At 50.8% G+C, this 21,850-nt stretch carries 11 protein-coding genes; 6 read left to right on the top strand and 5 right to left on the bottom strand.

The window, feature by feature from the left end:
• Positions 1–332 precede the first annotated feature (332 nt).
• From HRU79_08415 to HRU79_08400, 4 genes are all read right to left on the bottom strand, one after another.
• The gene (locus HRU79_08415) at positions 333–788 is read right to left on the bottom strand and encodes a hypothetical protein (GenBank protein ID QOJ26670.1); all 456 of its coding nucleotides are present in this window, start codon (positions 786–788) and stop codon (positions 333–335) included.
• Positions 789–2,011: 1,223 nt separating this feature from the next.
• Positions 2,012–5,473 (bottom strand): T9SS type A sorting domain-containing protein, encoded by a 3,462-nt coding sequence (locus HRU79_08410; GenBank protein QOJ26669.1) that lies wholly within the window; start codon positions 5,471–5,473, stop codon positions 2,012–2,014.
• A complete protein-coding gene (locus HRU79_08405) occupies positions 5,407–7,353 on the bottom strand; it encodes a hypothetical protein (GenBank protein ID QOJ26668.1) in 1,947 nt (648 codons plus the stop codon). Before HRU79_08405 ends, HRU79_08410 begins: the two co-directional genes overlap by 67 nt.
• The gene (locus HRU79_08400; protein QOJ26667.1) at positions 7,350–8,699 is read right to left on the bottom strand and encodes a T9SS type A sorting domain-containing protein; all 1,350 of its coding nucleotides are present in this window, start codon (positions 8,697–8,699) and stop codon (positions 7,350–7,352) included. Before HRU79_08400 ends, HRU79_08405 begins: the two co-directional genes overlap by 4 nt.
• A gap of 1,169 nt (positions 8,700–9,868) precedes the next feature.
• Here HRU79_08400 and HRU79_08395 point away from each other — a divergent pair.
• The 3 genes from HRU79_08395 to HRU79_08385 all read left to right on the top strand — a co-directional run bounded on the left by HRU79_08395 (position 9,869) and on the right by HRU79_08385 (position 14,687).
• Entirely contained in the window at positions 9,869–12,184 is a 2,316-nt protein-coding gene (locus HRU79_08395; GenBank protein ID QOJ26666.1) for a tetratricopeptide repeat protein, read from the top strand.
• Positions 12,185–12,957: 773 nt separating this feature from the next.
• A complete protein-coding gene (locus HRU79_08390; GenBank protein QOJ26665.1) occupies positions 12,958–13,626 on the top strand; it encodes a hypothetical protein in 669 nt (222 codons plus the stop codon).
• 203 nt (positions 13,627–13,829) lie between these two features.
• Entirely contained in the window at positions 13,830–14,687 is an 858-nt protein-coding gene (locus tag HRU79_08385; GenBank protein ID QOJ26664.1) for an alpha/beta hydrolase, read from the top strand.
• A gap of 103 nt (positions 14,688–14,790) precedes the next feature.
• Here the strand turns inward: HRU79_08385 and HRU79_08380 are convergent, their stop codons facing one another.
• Positions 14,791–14,964, bottom strand: a complete 174-nt coding sequence (locus tag HRU79_08380; protein QOJ26663.1) for a hypothetical protein — start codon at positions 14,962–14,964, stop codon at positions 14,791–14,793.
• 200 nt (positions 14,965–15,164) lie between these two features.
• Between HRU79_08380 and HRU79_08375 the strand changes: the two genes are divergently transcribed.
• The 3 genes from HRU79_08375 to HRU79_08365 all read left to right on the top strand — a co-directional run bounded on the left by HRU79_08375 (position 15,165) and on the right by HRU79_08365 (position 21,632).
• Positions 15,165–17,735 (top strand): hypothetical protein, encoded by a 2,571-nt coding sequence (locus HRU79_08375; protein QOJ26662.1) that lies wholly within the window; start codon positions 15,165–15,167, stop codon positions 17,733–17,735.
• Between the two features lie 134 nt (positions 17,736–17,869).
• Complete coding sequence (locus tag HRU79_08370) at positions 17,870–18,307, top strand: hypothetical protein (GenBank protein QOJ26661.1); 438 nt, start codon at positions 17,870–17,872, stop codon at positions 18,305–18,307.
• 211 nt (positions 18,308–18,518) lie between these two features.
• Positions 18,519–21,632: an immunoglobulin domain-containing protein gene (locus HRU79_08365; GenBank protein QOJ26660.1), complete on the top strand. Its 3,114-nt coding sequence runs from the start codon at positions 18,519–18,521 to the stop codon at positions 21,630–21,632.
• Positions 21,633–21,850 lie beyond the last annotated feature (218 nt).

Here is a 21,850-nt window from a genome sequence, read left to right as displayed (position 1 = left end):
GTCACGCTTTGCGACCCTCCAATCTGATTAAACTCTAGTGCACCAACCGGAAGAGTGATTTCCCAACCGATTCCCGGTATGGGAGTGACGGAGATCGAAGAAACGACGCTGTTCGATTCTTTTAACCAGCAAGAGTTGCCACCAGTTGGACACGGTATACCCCCCGACTGAGGCGTCCAATCAACGTCCCATATTCTTGTGCACATGCTCATTGGAGTCGGACACTTAATATACTCGGCAGTCAATGCCATCGCGTGACTATAAGCTGCAAAAGTTAGCAATACGATGAGTAGTGGTTGCCAATGGTTTTTCATAGTTGAATGCCTCTGTTACTATGGATGTGGAACAAAAACGTGAATCCAGCCTTCTGAATCTGCGGTAACTCCATTTAAAGAAACCGTTAGCGAATTGTACGCAGGGTCTGTTGGACTATGAGTGATTTGCAGGGTGTACTCGCCAGGAAGAAAGGTCATGTTTGCAAAAGAGCCAAATCCACTTTCCTCCACTCCTATCCATTGAACCGAACCAACTGGCACATGAACTAAGATTCCACATGGATACACAACATCCGTCGTGTACGATCCATCTGGGTTCTCGGTAGTTACTACCATATCACAGTCGGTACCTGAACTTGGGCAGTACATGCCACCATTAAAGTCAGTCGTCATATTCCTACTACCGTTGGAATTCACCTTATGGTAAGCCACATTAATTATGCCGCCGATCAAAATTGATGGTGTTACATGGCAAATGGCTGAGGTCAAAAACACAAACAAAATCCTACGCATTGCAAACCTCCAAAATGTTTTAGGTTCGATACTTCAAACACTAATCTACACACACACACACACACAAGCGAAAGTTATCCACACGCTGCTATGCCGTTGTGTTTATAGATTGCCAAACGCATACAACGCAACTGTTTCAACGGTTTGGTTGGTGAAGGGGGCTTATGAGTGTGTGGATCCGTACCTGGGGATCGACATGGTCACTGAGATTCTACAAGCGGCTCCCAGGCTTTGACAAGCTCAATCACCAAGCTTAACAGAAGGGCAGCCACCAAGCTAGGGACAACATTGTGTCGGTATTCTACTACGTACGCACAACAATAGCAACCGAACATTCTGTTGAACAAGTTAGCAACGTCCAAGCGGTCCACTATACAGCATGGCCACGACCGAACCTCTTACGTATCTAACACACTAACAACCAAGCGTTCGTACTCCGTTGCCACGGCAACGTCCGCACGTTCTGCGCATTCCAAGCCCGTCGCTACGCTCCGGGCCCCACCCCCGCCGCCGCCACCGCATACTACACCTCTATCCACGCACTCCTTCCAGGCCGCGAGCTGACGGCCTCTGCATGCGTTTGTATAAACACCAGAGCAATTGCTAAGGGATAGTGGTGTGATGGACGTGGAGTGTGACGCAACGGAAGTTCATTTCGCAATTTCACTACGTCCTTATGTGCAAGCGTTATGCGATATTTGCATAGTGCCTGCGTACCTACCACAGCAACGTCCGAACCTCTTACTCATCTGCCACGGCAACGTCCGCACGTTCTGCGCACTCCAAGCCCGTCGCTTCGCTCTGGGCCCCACCCCCGCCTCCACCACCGCGTACAACACCACTATCCGCACACTTGTTCCAGGCCGCGAGCTGACGGCCTCTACGTGATGCGTTGAACTTCGAAGAGCAATTGCTAAAGGGTAGTGGTGTGAGGGACAAGGAGTGTGATGCAAATGCAATACTTGTGCAATGAATATGATCAAACATCCAATTGTTCCACGCACCTAGCACCGAACGGATCATAACCACTAACACTAACAGTGATGAAACAACTAACTAACTTTTCAATCGACTGACAATTAGGAGTCCGCCTAAAAAACGGAGGTTAGCCCAACCTATACTCACAAAAAACAAATTATGTCAACATCCAGTTCCAGCCCCTTCAGTCAGTATAGCCACGCACTCTGGCAAAACCAAAGGATGTGGTTCGTAGTAGCTACTTGCTATCGCACGACACTAAAACTCGAAGTGAGGACGACACCATTGGAAGTATTGACTAACACAAGGTAAGTGCCGACGGTCCACGTTTCAACATTGACTGTAAGGACATCAATGTTGCGGCATGTAATTCTCGCTTGCGTTGCTCCAATGATACTCGAAATCACGACTTCTACCTTAGCATCTCTGTCATCACTTCGGCCATTATTGATCACCATCGTTACCATGTTTTGTGCTGGGTTGGGATATACGATAAGATCTGCTTCGTCTGTTGCAGAAAACTCCTTCATCTTTCGCAAATCAATGATTGTTCTGTTGGCACTTCCTTTGTTCTTGCTTTCACGTTTTGCGAATCTGATTTCGATGTCCTCTGCTGGTGAAGTGTGTTGTTTGTTCGGTTCGATGAAGAACCGGTATCGCTCATCCGGAGACGACAAAAGAGTAAATTCTCTTCGCCATGTTTCACCATTCTGATTCGTTGCCATAGTGTTCATGTTAATCACTTCGCCGTCGCTCTCACGCTGCACCCACAATTCTGCTTCGAGTTCTTCGCCAGCGGCTTTCGTTGAAACGGTGATGTGACCGACATCCGGTAAGCCAAGCCAATCGCAGGAGTATTCCAGCGGTGCCTTTTGATCGTCGAACTTTGAAGGTTTGAACGCTAGCCAATCTTCCTTGTTGTGCAAATAGATAGGACCTGTGAGCGGCGAACCTTCTGGACCTCTGAAGCCAACGTAGCGTAAGGCTTGTGGTGTTCGTTGTGTGCCCTGCTTGTAGAAATACTCAGATGATGTTACGAGTGAAGGGGCATGTACATAAGCAGGCCATGTACCGTCGGTTCGGTTGAAGATTCTACGGTTGCGTTGCCAGCCACGGTTGTTCACTCCTGTCATGGAATACCGCGACGCTAAATGTGGATATTTTCCGATGTGGTTGAGGAGTCGTACCGAGCCGTCTGCTACGAGATCTGCATGATCGTAATCCGTATCCGTTCCGTACAGCTCCCAGCTTAGCGTCATACTCCATAACATGGGCATTAGATCCGTGTCTGATGTCTCGGACCAAAACTCCAGTACCGATGTTGAATCGTCGTAATCCCAAGAGGCATACTCAGGATCAGATCCCCACTCGCCCCATTGTTCTCCCTGTGTTGCATCAGGACCGCGAAGGTGATAATCATCAGAGAAAATGAAGTTAGCCGTACGAGACCAAAGTGTGTCGTTACCTCCAAACCAACTGCTCGTCCACTCGCGGACGTCAAACACACGCCTTGCGATTACCCATCTTGGGTAATTAATTGTGGGTAGTGTTTGCCAATACGCTCGTTCGGCTTTGATGTTGTTGATGCCGAGATAGTAGAACTTGTTCTCGCCTGTCAAGTCCCAATCCGACATTTGCCTGTACAGCAGCGGGAACGCATGATGAGCAACGTCGTTTGCTTCTTCTATGTCGATATAGATATCGGTCAGTTGTGCAATCGTCCCATCCGTCGGAAGAATGATATTGTTTTCTTCTTCAGTGGGCGTTGGGTCTGCGCACAGCTCGTGATAGATGTTGTTGTTAGCGTCATGCTTCAATCGTGTGTACAGAATGAAGTTGCCGAACAGAGGATCTGCCCCTTCTTGCCATACAAGTCCTGCATCATCCTCACCGATGTGCAGGCGCGAGTAAGAATGCATTGAAGGGTGCGTGCAAATCATTCCGTTATAGGCACGGATATATTCTGTTTGGCCACCTAGAAACGTCCTTCGATGTGGTTCCTTTAAGCCAGCACCGATACCGTTGGCTTCGTGCGACCAGCAGTAGTAGTTACCTGACTGCGAGGCATTGATCATCGGAGTTCCCCAGTGTTCAAGGAAATTTGCCTGTGTAACCATTCCGACAAACGTTACGGGTGTTACATCGAGCACGGCAGAGTAATCATTAGCATAAAACGCAGCCTGCTCATCACTCGTTGCGTCGGCAGGAATAACGCTTTCGCACACAAGAACCTTGGGATTTTGTTCAGTGGCATCATACTCACAGCCAAACACAACATACACTTTTGCGATACGAGTCATTGCAAAGGTGTCAACCCTAACAACGAGTGCAGGAAAGCCACAACTCAAATCCATTATAGTAGCCGAGTCTGCGCCGGGTGGCTGATACAGAACACGGCTGCTTATGTTCACGGGATTCTCCCACGTAACGGTTGATGCGTCGAATGCATAACGAGCTGTACCTGTTGGCAGAGTATCTGTATGAACTAACGGGCTGCTGTGCTGATACCAAACGGTCAATGGCCCGCCTTCAGGTAGAGTCGTATCCTTGCGTTTATGATACACTCTGTGATATCGCATAGTATCTCCAACAACCATACGCAACCATGTGCGAACCGTATCACCGTCGTCTTCCAGTTCCGCCGCAGTTACCATCGTGTCTAGAACCGGAAACGCAACGATCTTACGCTGGTTGGAATGAGCAAGGAAGCCTGTGCCTTGCGTGCTGGATGCAGGAATTGGTACGACCCGGAAAAACTTTGCCTGCCCGGGTCGAAGTCGTATGGCCAGCGTTGCGTGTGCTCCAATTACTGTGTCGATGCCGACCGCAGTATCAGGGACAAGTTCCGTGACATGCAGATTAATCGCGGTGCCACTCCCCTGAGCTTCGTAATTGAATGGAAGCCTAATCTCGCGAGCGCCTCGTTGGTCGTACTCGCCGATGCTGTTTGCTGCAAGCAAATCTTCATATTCTGTTTCGGAACGAAACACCCAGTCACCACTTTCCAGTATGCGCGGATCAGACCTGCGATTCATGACGGAAAAGAACCATCGTGCCGTCAGTGCCGTATCTCTGTGCTTGTGGATCATCACGTCGCAAAACACAGAATCGTAATCTTCGGCATCGATTGAGCCAAAATCTCCCACTCGGGAAGGGTGAGCGACCTTGAGATTTGTATCCAGCTTGAAATAATCGTCGATATCGACACTATCTTCCAAACGCCATTGCCTGTATCCCTTTGCCCACCATCCCCTCAATTCCAGATTTGCGAGCGTTGGGCCAACGTCGTGCAGATAACGATAGAGCCTGTACGTCGCTAACCTCATGGACGCACGACCAGCATACAAACGATCAGGATCGACTCCCAGATTGTTAGAAAAGAGGTCCAAATTCACATCACCGTTGTCATCGAGAAAATAGTATGTGAGCCGTGTAGGTTCATTTGCAGTATCTGCGTCAAAGAAATCCGTTCCCAGACCCGGGTCGCGAATGAAATCGTAGCCAGTGGTTGTCGGTACTGTTTGAATACCAAGATTGACATTTGCAAGGCTGGTAACTCCGATGGGGATGTCACCAATGTCAGGTGATGTTGGCGGGAGAGGCGTAGTGCACTGGAAGCGGGAAACACAGTAGAAGGTCATCAGCCCCTTGGCACCAAGAGCCAGTTGTTCAAAAGCATGGAGGTACACTTCCGAACCGGTTGGCACGCGTTGCTCCTGAATGACGGCATTGCGTGCTGTATCGCGCTGTGTCCAGTAGCCATACGTCCACAAGTTGGCAATCCACGGAATTTCATGTAGAAAAAGATGATCCGAATGAAGTAGCGCCAGAGATAGGCTTCAATATTGGTTAGCGGCGAAGTACCAATCGGATGTAGATTTGCGCTTACAACTGCATCGTCATAGAGCGTGTCTGGGATTGGCAGCTCAACGGAGAACTTTCCGGGTTCTGACGCAGACGGCTTGTCGCCCCAGTGGGTATCATAGTCCACGTGCACGAATTGTGCAGTTCCTCCCTCATGTTGTTGGGGCCAATGCTCTTCTTGCATTTCGGTTCCGAGACGGTACCCAAGGAATTCGTTCGGAATAAATGGATTGCCACCGTTGTCCATATACCCGAAACGATAATATGGCGTTGCTGCGGCCGTTGGACCGCCGGTAGTTCCTTGCCACAAACGCCGAACGCCAACCTTGTGCACAAGGTGTCGGGCATAGTCGCATCCGATTTCGGAAATGGAATTGGAATCGAGGAGTCGGTTAAAATGACGCCATCCTTCCCAGTACATCATCATGGCTTCGTCGTGTGCATACCACGAGTCAATTCTGAATGTTCTATTAGCCTCGGTGTTAAACCTGTTGAGATCCTGCATGAATTCAACATGCTCATCCAAAAACGCTGCTGAATCCAGTCCCGACAGGTAATCCCGCGCATGCGGTGTTTCAAGTTTGATCCAATCAATTTCAACGTCCGTGTCCGATGTGTCGTTAGCGTTCGTCACATAGTACACTTCTATATCAAGTGTTCGAATGTAATCGCTTGTCTCTGAATTGTCCCTTCCATATAGGTGAGTCAGAGGGCGATTACCTGTTGGCTGTCGCTTAAACGGAAAATTTATCCACGCACTCAGGTTTCTGTCTCCTGTGGCAGGCAGGTGGTGACGTCTGATTGTAAATGTCGTGTTCAGTGCCGGCGCAGCGACATAATCGCACGTTTGTCCGTACGATGGATCGTTGGCATTCAATAGAATAACATCGTTCGGATCGAGCAGCGAGTCGATGAACACGTACCCCGAATCAACGATACCCTGAGCGTCAGCGAATGTGTGGTATTTCAGCCTGAGGATGGCGATCGGCATGGTGTCTTGCGTTGAAGAACTACCTGCGGCACGTCTGAGATTAACAGAGAGGAGCATCTGACGGCCGGAACGATCCTGATCTTGTGTGCCGTTAAAATCTCCATTTTGAAAACGTTGCATCATGGCGCTGTCGGGCCACACATCAGCCAACACCAGTGTTGTATCGTCATCCAGATAATCAGCAGCTTCAAGGGAAATGCGAGAGTTCGCATTTGTTACGCTTGCGTTCTTGTATCGGAATCCGAACACCGCTCCGGGACTGGCACTTGCCGTAGGAGTGAAGTTCGTCAGCGACACGTTGATCTCTGGGTCATACCGCAGGCACTTTACCTCTTCTGCGCCACCAGCGCTGTTCTCAGCAAGTTCGCCGTTTGAACCATCAACATGAGGATACAGCCAAACTGTCTGGTTCGGGTCGTTGGTAGAAGAGTCTCTGAACCTAGTGCCAAAGCCGTTTATCAGTCCGTTTGCATCGGTCCATGGATAGCGGTATCCGACATGCAGCGTATGGGCAAACGAAAGATCATTAAACTGAGAGATTGGCGTGTCCCAATTCCAGCCTAATGCCGGTAAGGAGCGTGTATTAAACAAGTCAGCATAAGTGATCCCAGGAATTGAGGCAGCCAAAACCGTCGTCATGCGAGCGCGGGCATTACCGATTTCTCTGTCCTGCGCTGAATCGCTGGCAATGATGCTTATCATCACTATGGTTACTATGATAAGCGTTTTCATTTCACGGCGCTTCCCTTCTCGATCATGAGCGGAAGCGTTGTTGTCTCTGAGCCAATAACCAATCGCACAAAGCAAATTCCAGCAGGCAGTGTGCTGCAATCGATATTAACAACGTGATTTCCAGACTCAAGCATACTGTCGTATTGTCTGCTAAGTAGTCGGCCCGAACTGTCATGCACGGTTATGAGCACAGGTTGTGCAGCAGCCGTCGAAAATGTTACGTGCGTTTCGGTGTTGCAGGGATTGGGTGAAATCGTTTGCCGAACGGTGTCGGTGGTTTCGTTTACTCCTACGGACCAATCAACGTTAACCTTATACAATCGTCCCATGGCTTGTATTGTGGCAACATACATTTGATTCCAACTCGGCACTGCCGTCAACAATACACCCACAGAATCAAGTGTCTTTATGTCTCCAGTTTCAACACGTAAAGTCTTTGTGCCTGTTGTCACGCCGAAACGTAGCAGAATCAGTGACCCGTCATCATTTGGTATGAAATCTCCTGCATCAGTATCCGACCGGTACAGTGTGGTGAGTTCCGGGTAGGTGTACACTCCGAGGTGACCGGAGTAGTTGACAACTATTCGTTTGCCATCATTCGTGAATTGGTTGTACTCTTTAAATCTCGATGTAATAACTTTCTCCCACAACATCGTATTTGTAATCGGATCCCAACAGCTCACACTCGTTCCCCCTTGGTTGAAAACATACTTCGAGATCATCAAACGATTGCTGTCGCGAGTAAACGATGCACCGAGCTGTTCCTGTTCCATGCCCTCATGCATCCATACCATTTCTCGAGTGTTAAGGTCATAAACATAGATTCTGTTAATCTCGTGACGGCCAGTAATTGCGATGTACCGTTCATCTGAGCTAATGCAAGATGGACCGGTTATAGAACCTTGATTTGAATACGGCCACCATTTCGGAATGAGAATTGAACGATTGTGTCGCATCTGTGGGACATCATAGATCTGAATCATCCCGCGAACCTTATCATCATAGCGTGGTATTCCGTCACCGACAGCAATCAACTGTGAGCGCGTACGCAAATGAAAGAGTCCGTAAGTCTCATCCATGTTGATCACCGAGTCGTCAGGAACCAGTATGGAGTCGAGAAACATACCATCGGAGGCTCGAACCTGACCGATGAAGTTTCTGTACTTATAGTACACAAATTCATCATCGGGGTTTGCCACGACTTTCTCGCAGCACCATGGCAACTGGGAACTCCAGATGATGGGCAGGGTGGGCTCCTGTGCGCGGCTTACGACAACGCATGCCACAACAAGGAACAATGTGACGAAGCGTGAAATGGTCGTGCGGGTGGAAGAGTTTTTATTCATGACTGCTCCTACTGAGAAATGGTATGTGGGATCCTTGAATTGGAAAGCAGATTGAAGACCATTACTAACTTATCGCAGATTTTGCAACGATGTACCTATACAATACCTTGACAGTCGAGTGCTGCCTAATCAAATCATCGTCAGATCACGCGACAACACCCAAGGTTACCGTTGACTAGGATCAACACACACACAAAGTGTTACGTTTTTGCCGCATGACGAATCTAAAAATTACCTAACTAATTGATATAACTGCACTTACGTCGGCGTAGAGGGATTTGAACCCAGGATCAGCATCAACTTTGTGCACGGCTATTATGAGTGCTTGAGGTACGCCTCCCATGGCACATGCCTCAAAGAACGTGTTAAAATCGAACCTAGTATGCGTCCAAAGAGTATCAACAATGGGTGTTAGGTCTGCTTGAACCTGTGGACCTGTGTCCGGTTCTTGCGCATACACTGCCACAGCAACAATTCCAATACATGGCATGAACACCGTGCGGTTAAACACTAAGCGCAAATGAATGTGTACGGCTCGAAGGAGGTCGGTGATACTCACGATATTCAACATAGCATGCTCCTTATCAGTAGCACGTAGATAAATTGTAATGGTGCATAGGTTTGTTGCAATCCAACACCATATATCACCGGTAACATACGGTCTTGTGGGAGTGAAGCAATGGAGCTACTTGCACAAAATTCGCCTAGCTGTATGTTGAGAAAAAAGTCTTTAGGGAGTACTTATGCTAAAGAGTCTTTATATCGATGCCACAATCTGATAAATCGTCAGCGTCCATGTGCACTTTCTCATCTACCACGGCAACGTCCGAACCTCTTACTCATCTGCCACGGCAACGTCCGCACGTTCTGCGCACTCCAAGCCCGTCGCTTCGCTCCGGGCCCCACCCCCGCCGCCACCGCATACTACACCTCTATCCGCGCACTCCTTCCAGGCCGCGAGCTGACGGCCTCTCAATGCGTTTCTGTAAACACCAGAGCAATTGCTAAGGGGTAGTGGTGTGATGGACGTGGAGTGTGACGCAACGGAAGTTCATTCCACAATTTCACTACGTCCTTATGTGCAAGCGTTATGCGATATTTGCATGGTGTCTTGCCAACCGCAAGACAGTAACTTGCTCTTGTACCACCATGCCCAAGCCCCCTACCCAATGAGAGCACTGGAAGAAATTATAGGCGAGATAGATGCAGCAACAAAGAAGAATGATGCTGCAGCGTTGCAACGTCTTGCCGATGAGTTAGAAGAAAGAAGCGAGCCGGCAGCTATTGCTGAGCATTACTTTGTTAGAGGAACAGTATGCCAACTTAAAGGCAACAATGCAGAGGCACTTGAGCATTATGGGCGCACTTTGAAGCTATACGAAGGGTTGGGGAATTTAGCCCGTGTGGCAGAGGTTGCCAATAGTCTCGGCAATACACATTACTATCTTGCCGACTACCCCAAGGCCTTACAGTACTACGAGCGAGCATTGCAACTCTATGAAGAACTTGGAGAGAAGTCTGGTGTGGCAACTGTTACCAGCAACATCGGCAATGTACACTCAAGTCTTGGCGACTACCCCAAGGCCATACAGTACTACGAGCGAGCATTGCAACTCCATGAAGAACTTGGCAAGAAGTACGGTATTGCAAATGTTACCGGTAACATCGGTGTTATTCATGCCAATCTCGGCAACTACCCCAAGGCTTTGGAGCACTACGAGCGAGCATTACAACTCCGTGAAGAACTTGGAGCAAAGTCCGACGTGGCATTTGTTACCAGCAACATCGGTAATGTACACTCATGTCTTGGCGACTACCCCAAGGCCGTACAGTACTACGAGCGAGCATTGCAACTCCATGAAGAACTTGGCCAGAAGTCCGGTATTGCAAGTGTTACCGGTAACATCGGTGTTATTCATGCCTATCTCTGCGACTACCCCAAGGCTTTAGAGTACTTCGAGCGAGCATTACAACTCCGTGAAGAACTTGGAGTGAAGTCCGGTTTGGCCGTTGCTACCGGTAACATCGGCGATGTACACTCAAGGCTTGGCGACTACCCCAAGGCATTAGAATACTACGAGCGAGCATTGCTAATGCATGAAGAACTTGGAGAGAAATCTGGCATGGCCAGAGTTACCGGTAGCATCGGTGCTATTCATGGCTATCTCGGCGACTACCCCAAGGCTTTGGAGCACTACGAGCGAGCATTGCTAATGCATGAAGAACTTGGAGAGAAGTCCGGTGTGGCAACAGTTTCCGGCAACATCGGCGATGTACACTCAAACCTTAACGACTACCCCAAGGCCCTGGAGTACTACGAGCGAGCATTACAACTCCATGAAGAACTTGGGGAGAGGCGGGGTCTTGCAATTGCTGTAGCAAACATTACTAACAACCTGGTGGCAACTAACAACCGTTCGGAAGCTCATGCAATGGCGGAGCGGCTGGCAAGCATAGATATTATTGATGCTGAGGTTCGTTATATAAGAGCAACGGCAATGGCAGGCTTAGCAGAGGCAGAATCTGACTATGATACAGCCCATACCACATACTTAGCGGCACTTGAACTAGCCGATAAGCACGGCCTCCGCAAGCAAGAGTCTGATGCACACCTTGAACTTCGCGACCTTGCGCGTAAGCGTGGTGACTTTGAGGGCTACATCAAACACAACAACGAATTCACTCGCATCAAGGAAGAGATTGCCGGTGCTGAAGCCAAGCTCAAGATGGCTGCTGCCGAGGTAGAACAACGTATGGCACAAGAACGACGCGAGCGTGAGAAAGAGCGCGCATTGTTGTACGGTGCATTGCCGGAGAGCATCGTCAACCGTATGCTCAAGGGCGAGGATGTGTCGGGCGATGAGCATGCACAGGTGACAGTACTCTTTATGGACATTGTAGGCTTCACCTCACTCTGCTCAAAGATTCCACCTGCTCACGTAGTGCATTTGCTGAAGGCAATCTTTGCTGTCTGCGACAAGGTAAGTGCAGAACACGGTCTAACAAAAATCAAGACCATTGGCGATAGCTACATGGCTGCCAGTGGTGTACCGGAATATCAGGCCGACCATGCAGTGCGTGCTGCCCGTGCAGGCCTTGCAATGCAAGAGCAGTTACAAGCATTGCTACTAACTATGGATCCAAAACTTGGCGATACAACGTGGACAAAGGATGTTGGCGAAATCCGCGTCCGCATTGGCTTGCACACAGGTGCCGTAGTTGCAGGCGTTGTAGGCGAGGAGCGCTTGCAGTACGACATCTGGGGCGACACCGTTAACGTAGCAAGCCGCATGGAATCAACCAGTACTCCGGGGAAGGTACACGTTAGCCAGAGCGTTGCCGAAGCATTGCAACGCTACGCAACTCAAGTACAGAACAATGCGCACGACGTTGCATCACTAATATCTCCACGGTTAGTAGGGCGCGACAGCGTACAAGTAAAAGGCAAGGGAACCATGAAAACGTATTGGTTGGAGGGGATGTAGGGGGCTTGTGGCATTGGCTACAAAACATTATAAATAATAACACGAAACCGTGTATGGGCGCATGGCATCCGCCCCCTACAAAACATCATAAATAACAACACGAACCCGTCGGGGCGACCCCACGTTGTCGCCCACACGAAACCGTTGTAATGGCCCATGGCATCCGCCCCCACAAAACATCATAAATAACAACACGAAACCGTGTAGGGGCGACCCCACGTGGTCGCCCACACGAAACCGTTGTAATGGCCCATGGCATCCGCCGACACGTATCAACATAAAAAACGATACTAACCCGGCGGGTATGTCGGGCGACCCCACGTGGTCGCCCACACGAAACCGTTGTAATGGCCCATGGCATCCGCCCCCCACGAAACAACGTTGAAAACAACGCATAACCGTAGGGGCGACCCCACGTGGTCGCCCACACGAAACCGTTGTAATGGCCCATGGCATCCGCCCTCCACAAAACATCATAAATAACAACATGAAACCGGTGTAATGGCCCATGGCATCCGCCGACACGTATCAACATAAAAAACGATACGAATCCGGCGGGTATGTCGGGCGACCCCACGTGGTCGCCCACACGAAATCCCGTCGGGGCGACCCCCCGTGGGGTCGCCCCGACAGGTTATCGGCCAGGCATTATCGCTATTTTTTCGTATCTTTGCATACAATTAATTCACTCATTTCGACGGTCTGAGGGATGTGGCCCTATAACGACCACCAACCGGTAAAACCGGTGGTAATGCCACAAACGATGAGGTGTTATGATGAATACGTTCCCTATTTATGAAGTCGTCCTGACTTCGTTCAATTCTGCCCTCCGCGATTACTTGAAGGCACACGGAATTCGACGCTCAATGCTTCCTGCCGTGCTGGGCTTTAATAACACAACTAACCCGTCGAAACTCCTTCGGCGGTTCGATGAAGTCTGTAAGGGGCTTAACGCCGACATGGATCTGGTTGAGCGCTTCAGAAATTCTGAACTGGGCACCCCCGAGATTCTCCGTCTCCTGAATGATCTCTTTGAATGCGTACGCCTGAGGAACGAACAGAACCGGTTTCTGGATGAATGCGTCGACGTGATCGAGTTTGTGCCCCACCTCCATGCGGTGCACGAGCACACCAGACCGTCACATCCGTTCTTTCACATAGCTTGGTATGGGATCGACACGTTTAAACTTGCTGCGCTCCCTGACGTTATCCTCGATCTCCCTGAAGGTGAGGCCAGGCTCACGGCTGTTGCCGATTTCTGCAAGCTGGTTTGCACCCATCCGGATTACACGCTTCTCCGCGGCAACTCTTTCGGAAGTCTCATGCAGCTGCTCTACCGAGATACGTACACACACGCATACGTGTACAGCGTAGCCGATAAAAAGTTTGTGGGCGAGTACCACGGCGTCCCACCCTCATATGTGGCTACACTACGCTTCTGACGCTGCGTGCCGCACGGATAGTCCGCAAAACCCATACAATGGAGCATTGGTCTTGCCAACCACGATTCCCTCTGCGATTCTTGCAGGGGGGGCGTACGCCAGCACCCGTAATCACGGGTGTTGGTTGTATTTTGCCTTCGGTACTGGGTGAACTCCACAGAACTCATATTTACAATGTATTCCACATTACTTCCTGACCCCGTATGAAGCTCATTGCTACCCTCTGTCTGCTTATTCTCGGGTTGTGCACCGCTGATGAGCTATCAGCTCAGCATGCAACGTATCCCTTTACCGTAAAAACGATCGGACAAGGCACCCAGCCAATCATTCTGATACCGGGCTTCGGTTCGTCGGACGAGGTATGGAACGAAACAATACAAGTGCTTGCCCAAACCTACCCCTGCTACAAAATAAATATGGCCGGCTACGGCGGCACCAAGCCGGCACCCGATCCGGGGTTCGAAAACTGGGTGCAGGCACTTGCCGGGTTTATCAGAGATAATAATATTGTAAAACCAATTATTATCGGACACAGTATGGGCGGTATGATGGCGATGAAACTGGCATCAGAATTTCCGGATATCCCGCTCGCCATTATCGATGTGGACGGCTACCCAAAGGATGATTTTGAAGAAGTTCCGGCATCAGGCACACAGAATATTAACTGCGACGGCATGGTGAAGTTTATGAAGTCACTCACCGATGAGCAGTTCACCGCTACTGTCATGAAGGGCATGGCGGCAAATATGATTGAAGACCCCACCAGTATTGCCCGGGTGATAGAGATGGCACAGAATTCCGATCGCGAAACGTATGCGCGGACATACTGTGAACTGCTAACGGTTGACTTTCGAGCCGATCTGGTGAACATCACCTGCCCGGTCCTGGTACTATCAAATGCAATAATCAAGGATAAATACCGGGCTCGCGCAGAAGGCCTGTTCAAGAACCTAAAGCAGGCATCCATCCGGTATGCTCCCAGCGGAGGTCACATGCTGATGTGGGAGGACTGGGACTGGTACATCAGTTCCATCACCACATTTCTGGGCACCATCAAATAGTTCACCCGGCTCACCTTTGTCCGCACGAACGCTGCAACCGCAAGAGTGCACAATCAGTGTTGCAGATCTGCTCTGTTGCGGCTGCGCGTTATGGCAGGTTTTGTTACGAAGCTTTTGCCTCGGCAACACTGGCCTGATTATACGGCGTTACCAGCTTCTTGAGCCCTGAGGCTGCCTTGCGGGCTGCAACCGCATCTTTTTTCTTGGTGCTGTTATGTGCTGCCTCGAACTCGGCCCACAGCTTTGCCATCTGGGTGTAGATTTCTTGTTTGGTCATTACTCCACGTACCTTGTATTGGGAAAAAGAAAACAAGATAATACACCGGGATGTTTCTGCCCAAGCCCCCTAACACACACCCCGCAACAACGTACGTTCGGCAAAGAGAACATTGTGCCGTTTTTATCGTTAGATTGCAGAGTTACCCGATTGGTACGGTTCCGTTCGCTAATTCTTCCCAATATCTGCTTGGAGGTTTTATGAACCCGATTTTTACACTAATCTTCCTGACTGCTACCGCTACCGCACTTTCGGCAGGCACGGTACATAACCATGACCGGGTGACGGTGCCCGGAAATTCCATTATTACGCATGATCATGCATTTGGCAGCCCGCTTGCCGATGCAACCACGTGCATGAAAAGGCTGGCTGACGGACGGTATGTGTTAGGGGGCTCAACATCATCGGATCTGTTTAACACCGGTACCAAAACAACAGCCGATGAAGACGGCTTTATCGCTATTGTGTCGGCCGATTTCAAAACCATTGAGGCTGCCGCCTACATTGGTGGCAGCAAGAGCGACCGTGTTCTGGATGTGGCCGTTGCCGAAGGACCCACGTTCTATGTGGTTGGCAGGACAGAGTCGGCAGACCTGCCCGTGCATGCCGGACAGTTCGGCGCTACGATGAACGGAACGGTTGACGGCTTCCTTCTAAAATACAGTCTTACATCCGGCGGCCTTCAGCCGAAATCCGGCATGTTTGTGGGCGGCCCGGGTACTACCATCGCATCGGGTGTTGCCGTTACCACCATCGGCACCATCGTGATTGCCGGTACCACCAATACCAGAAATCCGTTCCCTGCACTTACGATGGGCGATGATACCGCCAACGGAAATACCGACGGGTTTGTATATATCGTTAACAACAGTATGCTGTACGCCGAGTTCTTCTCGTTCCTGGGCGGATCACAAAACGATGCCATCGCAAAAGTTGCCCTGGATACACAAAATGCAATTTTCGTGTGCGGAACCACATCGTCACAAGACTACTACACCTATCCAAAGAAAATTAAAATTGGCAGCGACGGCGGCGGTGATGGTGGCGATGTAAAAGGCGGCGGTGGAGGCGGCAGCGAGGAAATTGGTAAAAATCCGTACAGTCACATCTTTAACGGCGGGACCTCTGATGTGTTTGTGGCTAAATTTACGTCGGCAGGCAACCTGGAGTTCAGCACGTACTTTGGCGGCTCCGGCAACGACGAGGCTGCCGACATGTTTATCGACTCGGATGGGGCCGCAACCGTGGTTGGAACCACAACCTCGCCAAACCTGCCAACCCAGACATCAGCAACAACGTACAGCGGTATGGCTGACGGGTTTATTGCAACCATTACGGCGGACGGATTACGGCTGAGCGGCGCTGCTTACTTTGGCGGCTCCGGCAATGATGTTGTGGCGGCTGCAGTACAACGTTCCGATAAAGTCGGAGCCATCGTGGGTACAACCACGTCGGCCGACTTCCCGGTCCGCGGAATCGGCGCGGTTCCGTTTATTGGTGAGGGCGGACCCTTCCTGGTGCTCGCCTCAGTTTCCGAAGTCCCGTTTTCTACGGCAGTAAATATCACCAACAGCTCAACACGGATACCCGTATCTGTTACCGTTGATGCCGACAGCGATATTATTATCACCGGTAACGAACTGCACGGAAATACCGAGGCAGGTGACAATACCTCCGATATTTTCGAAGCAAAGTGGACATTCGGAGCACTGACGTACCAAAGCCCCCTGCCAACGGAATCGTTATGTTCAGGAAATACCGTGACTGTCCGGTGGACAGTTCAGGGTATCGATGCTCAGCAACGTTACAATGTTGAGTTCAGCTCTGACGCCGGTGAAACCTGGGCCAACGTTGCCTTGAATGTGAATTCAAAAAGTGTCACCCACACCCTCCCCGCCCTGCTGCCGGCAGATGCACGGTGCGCATATCGTGTTACGACTACAAGGGGACACCACGCCGTCACCCCCTCTCCACTGACTGTTGGCGTGACTCCCGTAATCACCGCCAATCCCGAAGATTCCTGGCCATGCGTGAACACAGCCGTTACGCTCACGGTGGAAACAAATGACCCCACCGCTACAATTCAGTGGCGTAGGGATGCCACCCCCATCCAGGGTGCTACCACTGCAATATTGACAATCAATAATTTTACTGCTGATAACAACGGCTCCTACGATGCCGTTGTCACCAATGCGTGCGGACATATCACGTCCGATGCGGCGCAGTTAACCGCAACCACGCAACCATTGATAGAACAGCAGCCACAGTCTGTTGCCGCTGACCTCAACTCTCCCGTCACGCTCTCGGTAATTGCCCGCGGCTCCAACCTGCACTACCAGTGGAACCATGACGGAGCGGCCATTGCCGGTGCCACGCAGGCAGCCTATTCAGTAGAAGCCGTAACCCAGTCCGATGCCGGTGAGTACACCTGCACCATAACATCAGACTGCGGCACCACCACCAGCCAGCCTGCCAGCGTTACCATAAACGGCATTAGTGAGGTTTGGGAAGGGGCTATGGCAGGCGCTATACACACATGGCCGGTACCGGCAGCGCAAAACGTCAGCCTGTCCCTGCCAGAACTTGCCGGACCCGTTACCATCATGATATACACGCCGCACGGCAGTCTGGTACAAAACATTGGTATTGGCGGCAGCACCGAACCACAGGTTGTTTCGCTACCCGTCTCCAACCTGTCCGCCGGGTACTACCACCTTGTAGTGCGGAATTCTACCCAAACCATGGTTGCACCTCTGATAATTGCCAGGTAGCCCCCTACGGTTTCAACGTGTCAATGAACAGTGCATCAGGCTCCCGTCCGGCGGGAGCCTTTTTTTATGACGGTACCGGATCCCCTGCGCTTCAGTATATTCGTTTACAGTACCACAAACGGAAGACACAGTACATGACAGAAAAGGTGAACACCGCCAACCCATCAGCCGGACAACTCTCAACCAAAGCCTATCGCCTGGCATTTCTCCGACAATCGGTATTTGTCACCATAACCATCCTCTTTGTTACATCGGTTCTGGTCCCCTTTTTAACATTTACCACCATACCCGGCTTTTTTATTGCCTCCGTCATCTTGTCACTGGCATCCGCCGTGGCACATTTGCGATTCCGGAGCGGTCAACCCTGGGTTACCGCAGCTGCAATTGCACTGACGACCGGTGTACTTGCGGTCCTGAACGCTGTATTTGCCGGAGCATGGTTTTCGTGGAATGCCTTGTTTGGCCTGCCCACCATCGTCTCGGCAATCCTGGGTACGGTTATCACCGCGCTTCTAACGGCTGTATGGCTGCATCAGTGGGCATTGGTCCATCAGGAACACAACAGAAAATGACAACTTGACGCATTCCTCACCTTTAATTACGAAAAATTACGGTCAGAGCGAGTTCAATGATGTGATTTTTTACCTATTTTGGAATACTGAAAAGCTGCATTAGCGGGTACTCCGTTTACCCTTGTCATATTATTGATCGTTCATCTGCAACCTGCAGCAAGACAGTTTAGTTACGATCTCTAACCTCATGTTACATTCCAAGGACGACATCATGCGATCTGTGATGACATTTTTACTGGTTACGTTGTGTGCCGGGGTGCATCTAACTGCATTGCCACAGGCCAACGTCTTTATTAAGAACAGCGGACAGTGGTCTGAATCTGTTCTGTTTGGAGCCGTAATCCCGAACGGCATGTTTTGGATTACAACAACGGGGATGACGGTTGACGTGCGCACACCCGATGCCAATGGCAAAACCGCATCGTCGGCAATCACCTATTCCGTAATTGGTTCGCGCGGATCCAGCACTGTTCAGGAACTTCGGACCGGTGCTGAGCCCACACTATCGGTTTACGGTGGAACCATGAATGGCCAACTGCATACAGCAAGTGCCGTTACTGTGAAAAACGTGCTGCCCGGGGTTGACGTGGAGTACCTCTGGGACGGCGGGTCAGTACGGTACAATGTGCATGCAGCAGCCGGCATTACACCGCCAAACCCACTCTTTAGTGTAGCCGGTGGAACGGTGCGTTCCAACGGCAGCTCGATTACCACCACCGGTGGCAACGGCTCTGTGAGCATGACCAGTCTGGCTTCGTTCCAGGGTGATACCAGGCAGCCGGTACCCACATCGGTTCGTGTTGTGGGCAACACCTTTGGCTTTTCCACGCCGCAGCGCATTGTAAATAATAGCCTGCTGGTAGATCCCATCGTCCAGGCAACAGGCATTACCGGTAATGCTGAAAGCAAAATCACCTGCATGCGCAGGCTGCCAAACGGTGGAATTGTTGTAGCCGGATGGACATCGGCAACCTCGTTTACCGGCCTGCCTGACGGCATACCCAGCACGCGGACCGGTGCAGGTGAAGACGGCTTTATTATCGTGCTTGCAAAGGACCTACACACTATTCAGCACATAGCCTTCCTTACCGGTGCCAAAACCGACAAAATCCTGGATGTAACCGTAAACTCAAAGGGCGACATCTTTGTAGTTGGCTCAACAAATTCAGCCGACCTCCCGGTCTCAACCATCAATGTTGGCAAGAGCTACGGCTCCGGGACCGACGGCTTTATTGCCGGTTTCAAAGGCGACCTCTCAAAGCAAATCCTTGGTATGTACCTGCCCGGCAATGGCGATGATGTTGCATCGGGTGTTACCGTTAATTCGTTCGACGATGTTGTTGTTTGCGGCACCACCTCGTCCACCAGCGGCATTCGCGCCGAGAAAAACCTGAATACCGAACACAAGGGCGATACTGACGGCTTTATTTATGTGGTAAATCACTCGCTCATGTATGCCGACTTGTTTACGCTGCTTGGCGGCACCGGCACCGACTCGTTCGCTCGCGTTGCTATCGATAAATACAATGCCATAGCTGTCTGCGGGACAACTACTTCTCTCGACTTCCCCACCTTCCCTAAAAAAGTTGACGATGGTGGCGATGATGGCAAAGGAGGCGGAATTGAGCCGGCCATGATGGATCAAGGCAAGGACTGTTTTGGCCCGGAACCATACGGAGGGAAATCAGATGCACTCGTGGCTCGCCTCTCCGCCGCCGGTGAACTGCAGTTCTCCGGGTATTTTGGCGGTAGTGGAGCCGACGAAGCAGTAGATTTATTTAGCGACGCCGACGTTGGTGTTTACATTGTTGGTAGAACAAAGTCGCCCACACTCCCCTTCCAGGATCCAACCACCGCATACGGTGCCGGATGGGACGGATTTGTGGCGCTCATATCGTCTGACGGACTGCGCGTTAACGGATCAGCATTCATCAGCGGTTCCGGTGACGAGCTTGTAACCGCATGCGTACAAACCAACGGAACCATCGGCGCCGTTATTGGCACAACATCATCACCCGATTTCACTGCTACCGGTTCCGGTGCTACCGGCAACCCCACGGGGCAGACAATGGGCTTTGTTCGTATCCTCTCGGCCAGCCTCCTCAAATACAGCTCTACACTGGCTGTACCAAACAAACAGATGCAGCCAACCGGACTAATTGTTGACGCCGTGGGCGACATTGAGTTTGCAGGCAATATCATTGACCCCAATTCTGAAACCACGACCGAGGTGTTTGGTGCTAAGTGGGCCTTTGGTCAGCTAACTTACCAGGGACCAACCTCCAAGGAAGCAATTTGCGCCGGACAGCAGGTAACTGTTCGCTGGGTTACCCAGGACCTGGACCCGCAGGTTAATGTGTTTGTGGATTTCAGTACTGACAACGGGACCACATGGACTGAGGTTGGCACTAAACTGAAAGGTAAAAATTTCAACTATACCATTCCGCCTACCATTCCGGAAAATTCCGTATGTAGGTTTAGGGTTCGGACCGAGCGCGGTCATACCGCTTCAACTACCGACCCGCTGACAGTAACCATACCACCGGTTATCACAACCCAGCCGGCAGGTAAGTCGGGATGCCCGGGTGACCAAATCTCCCTTGCAGTACAAAACACGGGTAATAATGTCACGTACCAATGGCGTAAAAACACACAGCCGATTTCCGGAGCCACGTCAGCCACGCTTACACTGCAAGCAGTGTCTGCCAACGATAACGGTTCGTACGATGTGCAGCTCACCAACGAATGTGGAACCACCGCCAGCCAGGTTGCAAAAGTTACAATTGCCAACGAGCCGGTGATTGATCAACAACCGCAGTCCGCTACCGTTGGCCTTAATTCAACAGTGGTGCTCAGCGTGGGCCTGAGCGGTACGGGTTACACCTTCCAGTGGAAGAAGAATGGTACCGAGATCGAAGGTGCAACCGAAGCAACCTACACTATCGCATCAACAACTGCCGATGACGCCGGAAGCTATACGTGTACGATTACATCGTCATGCGGCACCACAACCAGCAATCCTGCCACCGTAACAATCGATACATCTGTTGGCGTGAGTGAACAGCTTGCTGACGGCAGCACGCTTAGCATCCGTCCAAGCCCGGTAGCGGAGAGCGGTTACGTTCACGTGCCTGCACTTTTACAGCCGGCCGATCTCGTGGTGTACAACATGATGGGTGCAGAGGTGATGCGCATTCACCTTACACCTATGAATAATACGCAAACTGTGGCCATTGCAACGGCAACGCTGCCGGCCGGCAACTACACCCTTGTCCTGCAGGGCGCAGCCATTATGCGCACTGCCACCATGGTTGTGGTTCGCTAACTGTTGTTGAATTGTAACCCTTTGCAAAGGGGCTTGGGTTTCGGCCTAAGCCCCTTTCTCTTTATGTCCGGCATGGTACCCACAACCTGATACACAGCTATAGCAGAGTTTTTTCGTAAAATGTCCCCAGTGCTGTAACCCAATTAGGCATAACGGAGTTATGACTCGTAATCAGATGTCGTGCATCCTGTCACGATGTTGTTACCGGTTTACAGAAG

Source organism: Ignavibacteria bacterium (assembly GCA_015709655.1).
Classification (GTDB): Bacteria; Bacteroidota; Ignavibacteria; order Kapaibacteriales; family Kapaibacteriaceae; genus OLB6.
Note: the sequence above shows the minus strand (reverse complement) of the source record. Positions and strands in the feature narration are given on the sequence as shown.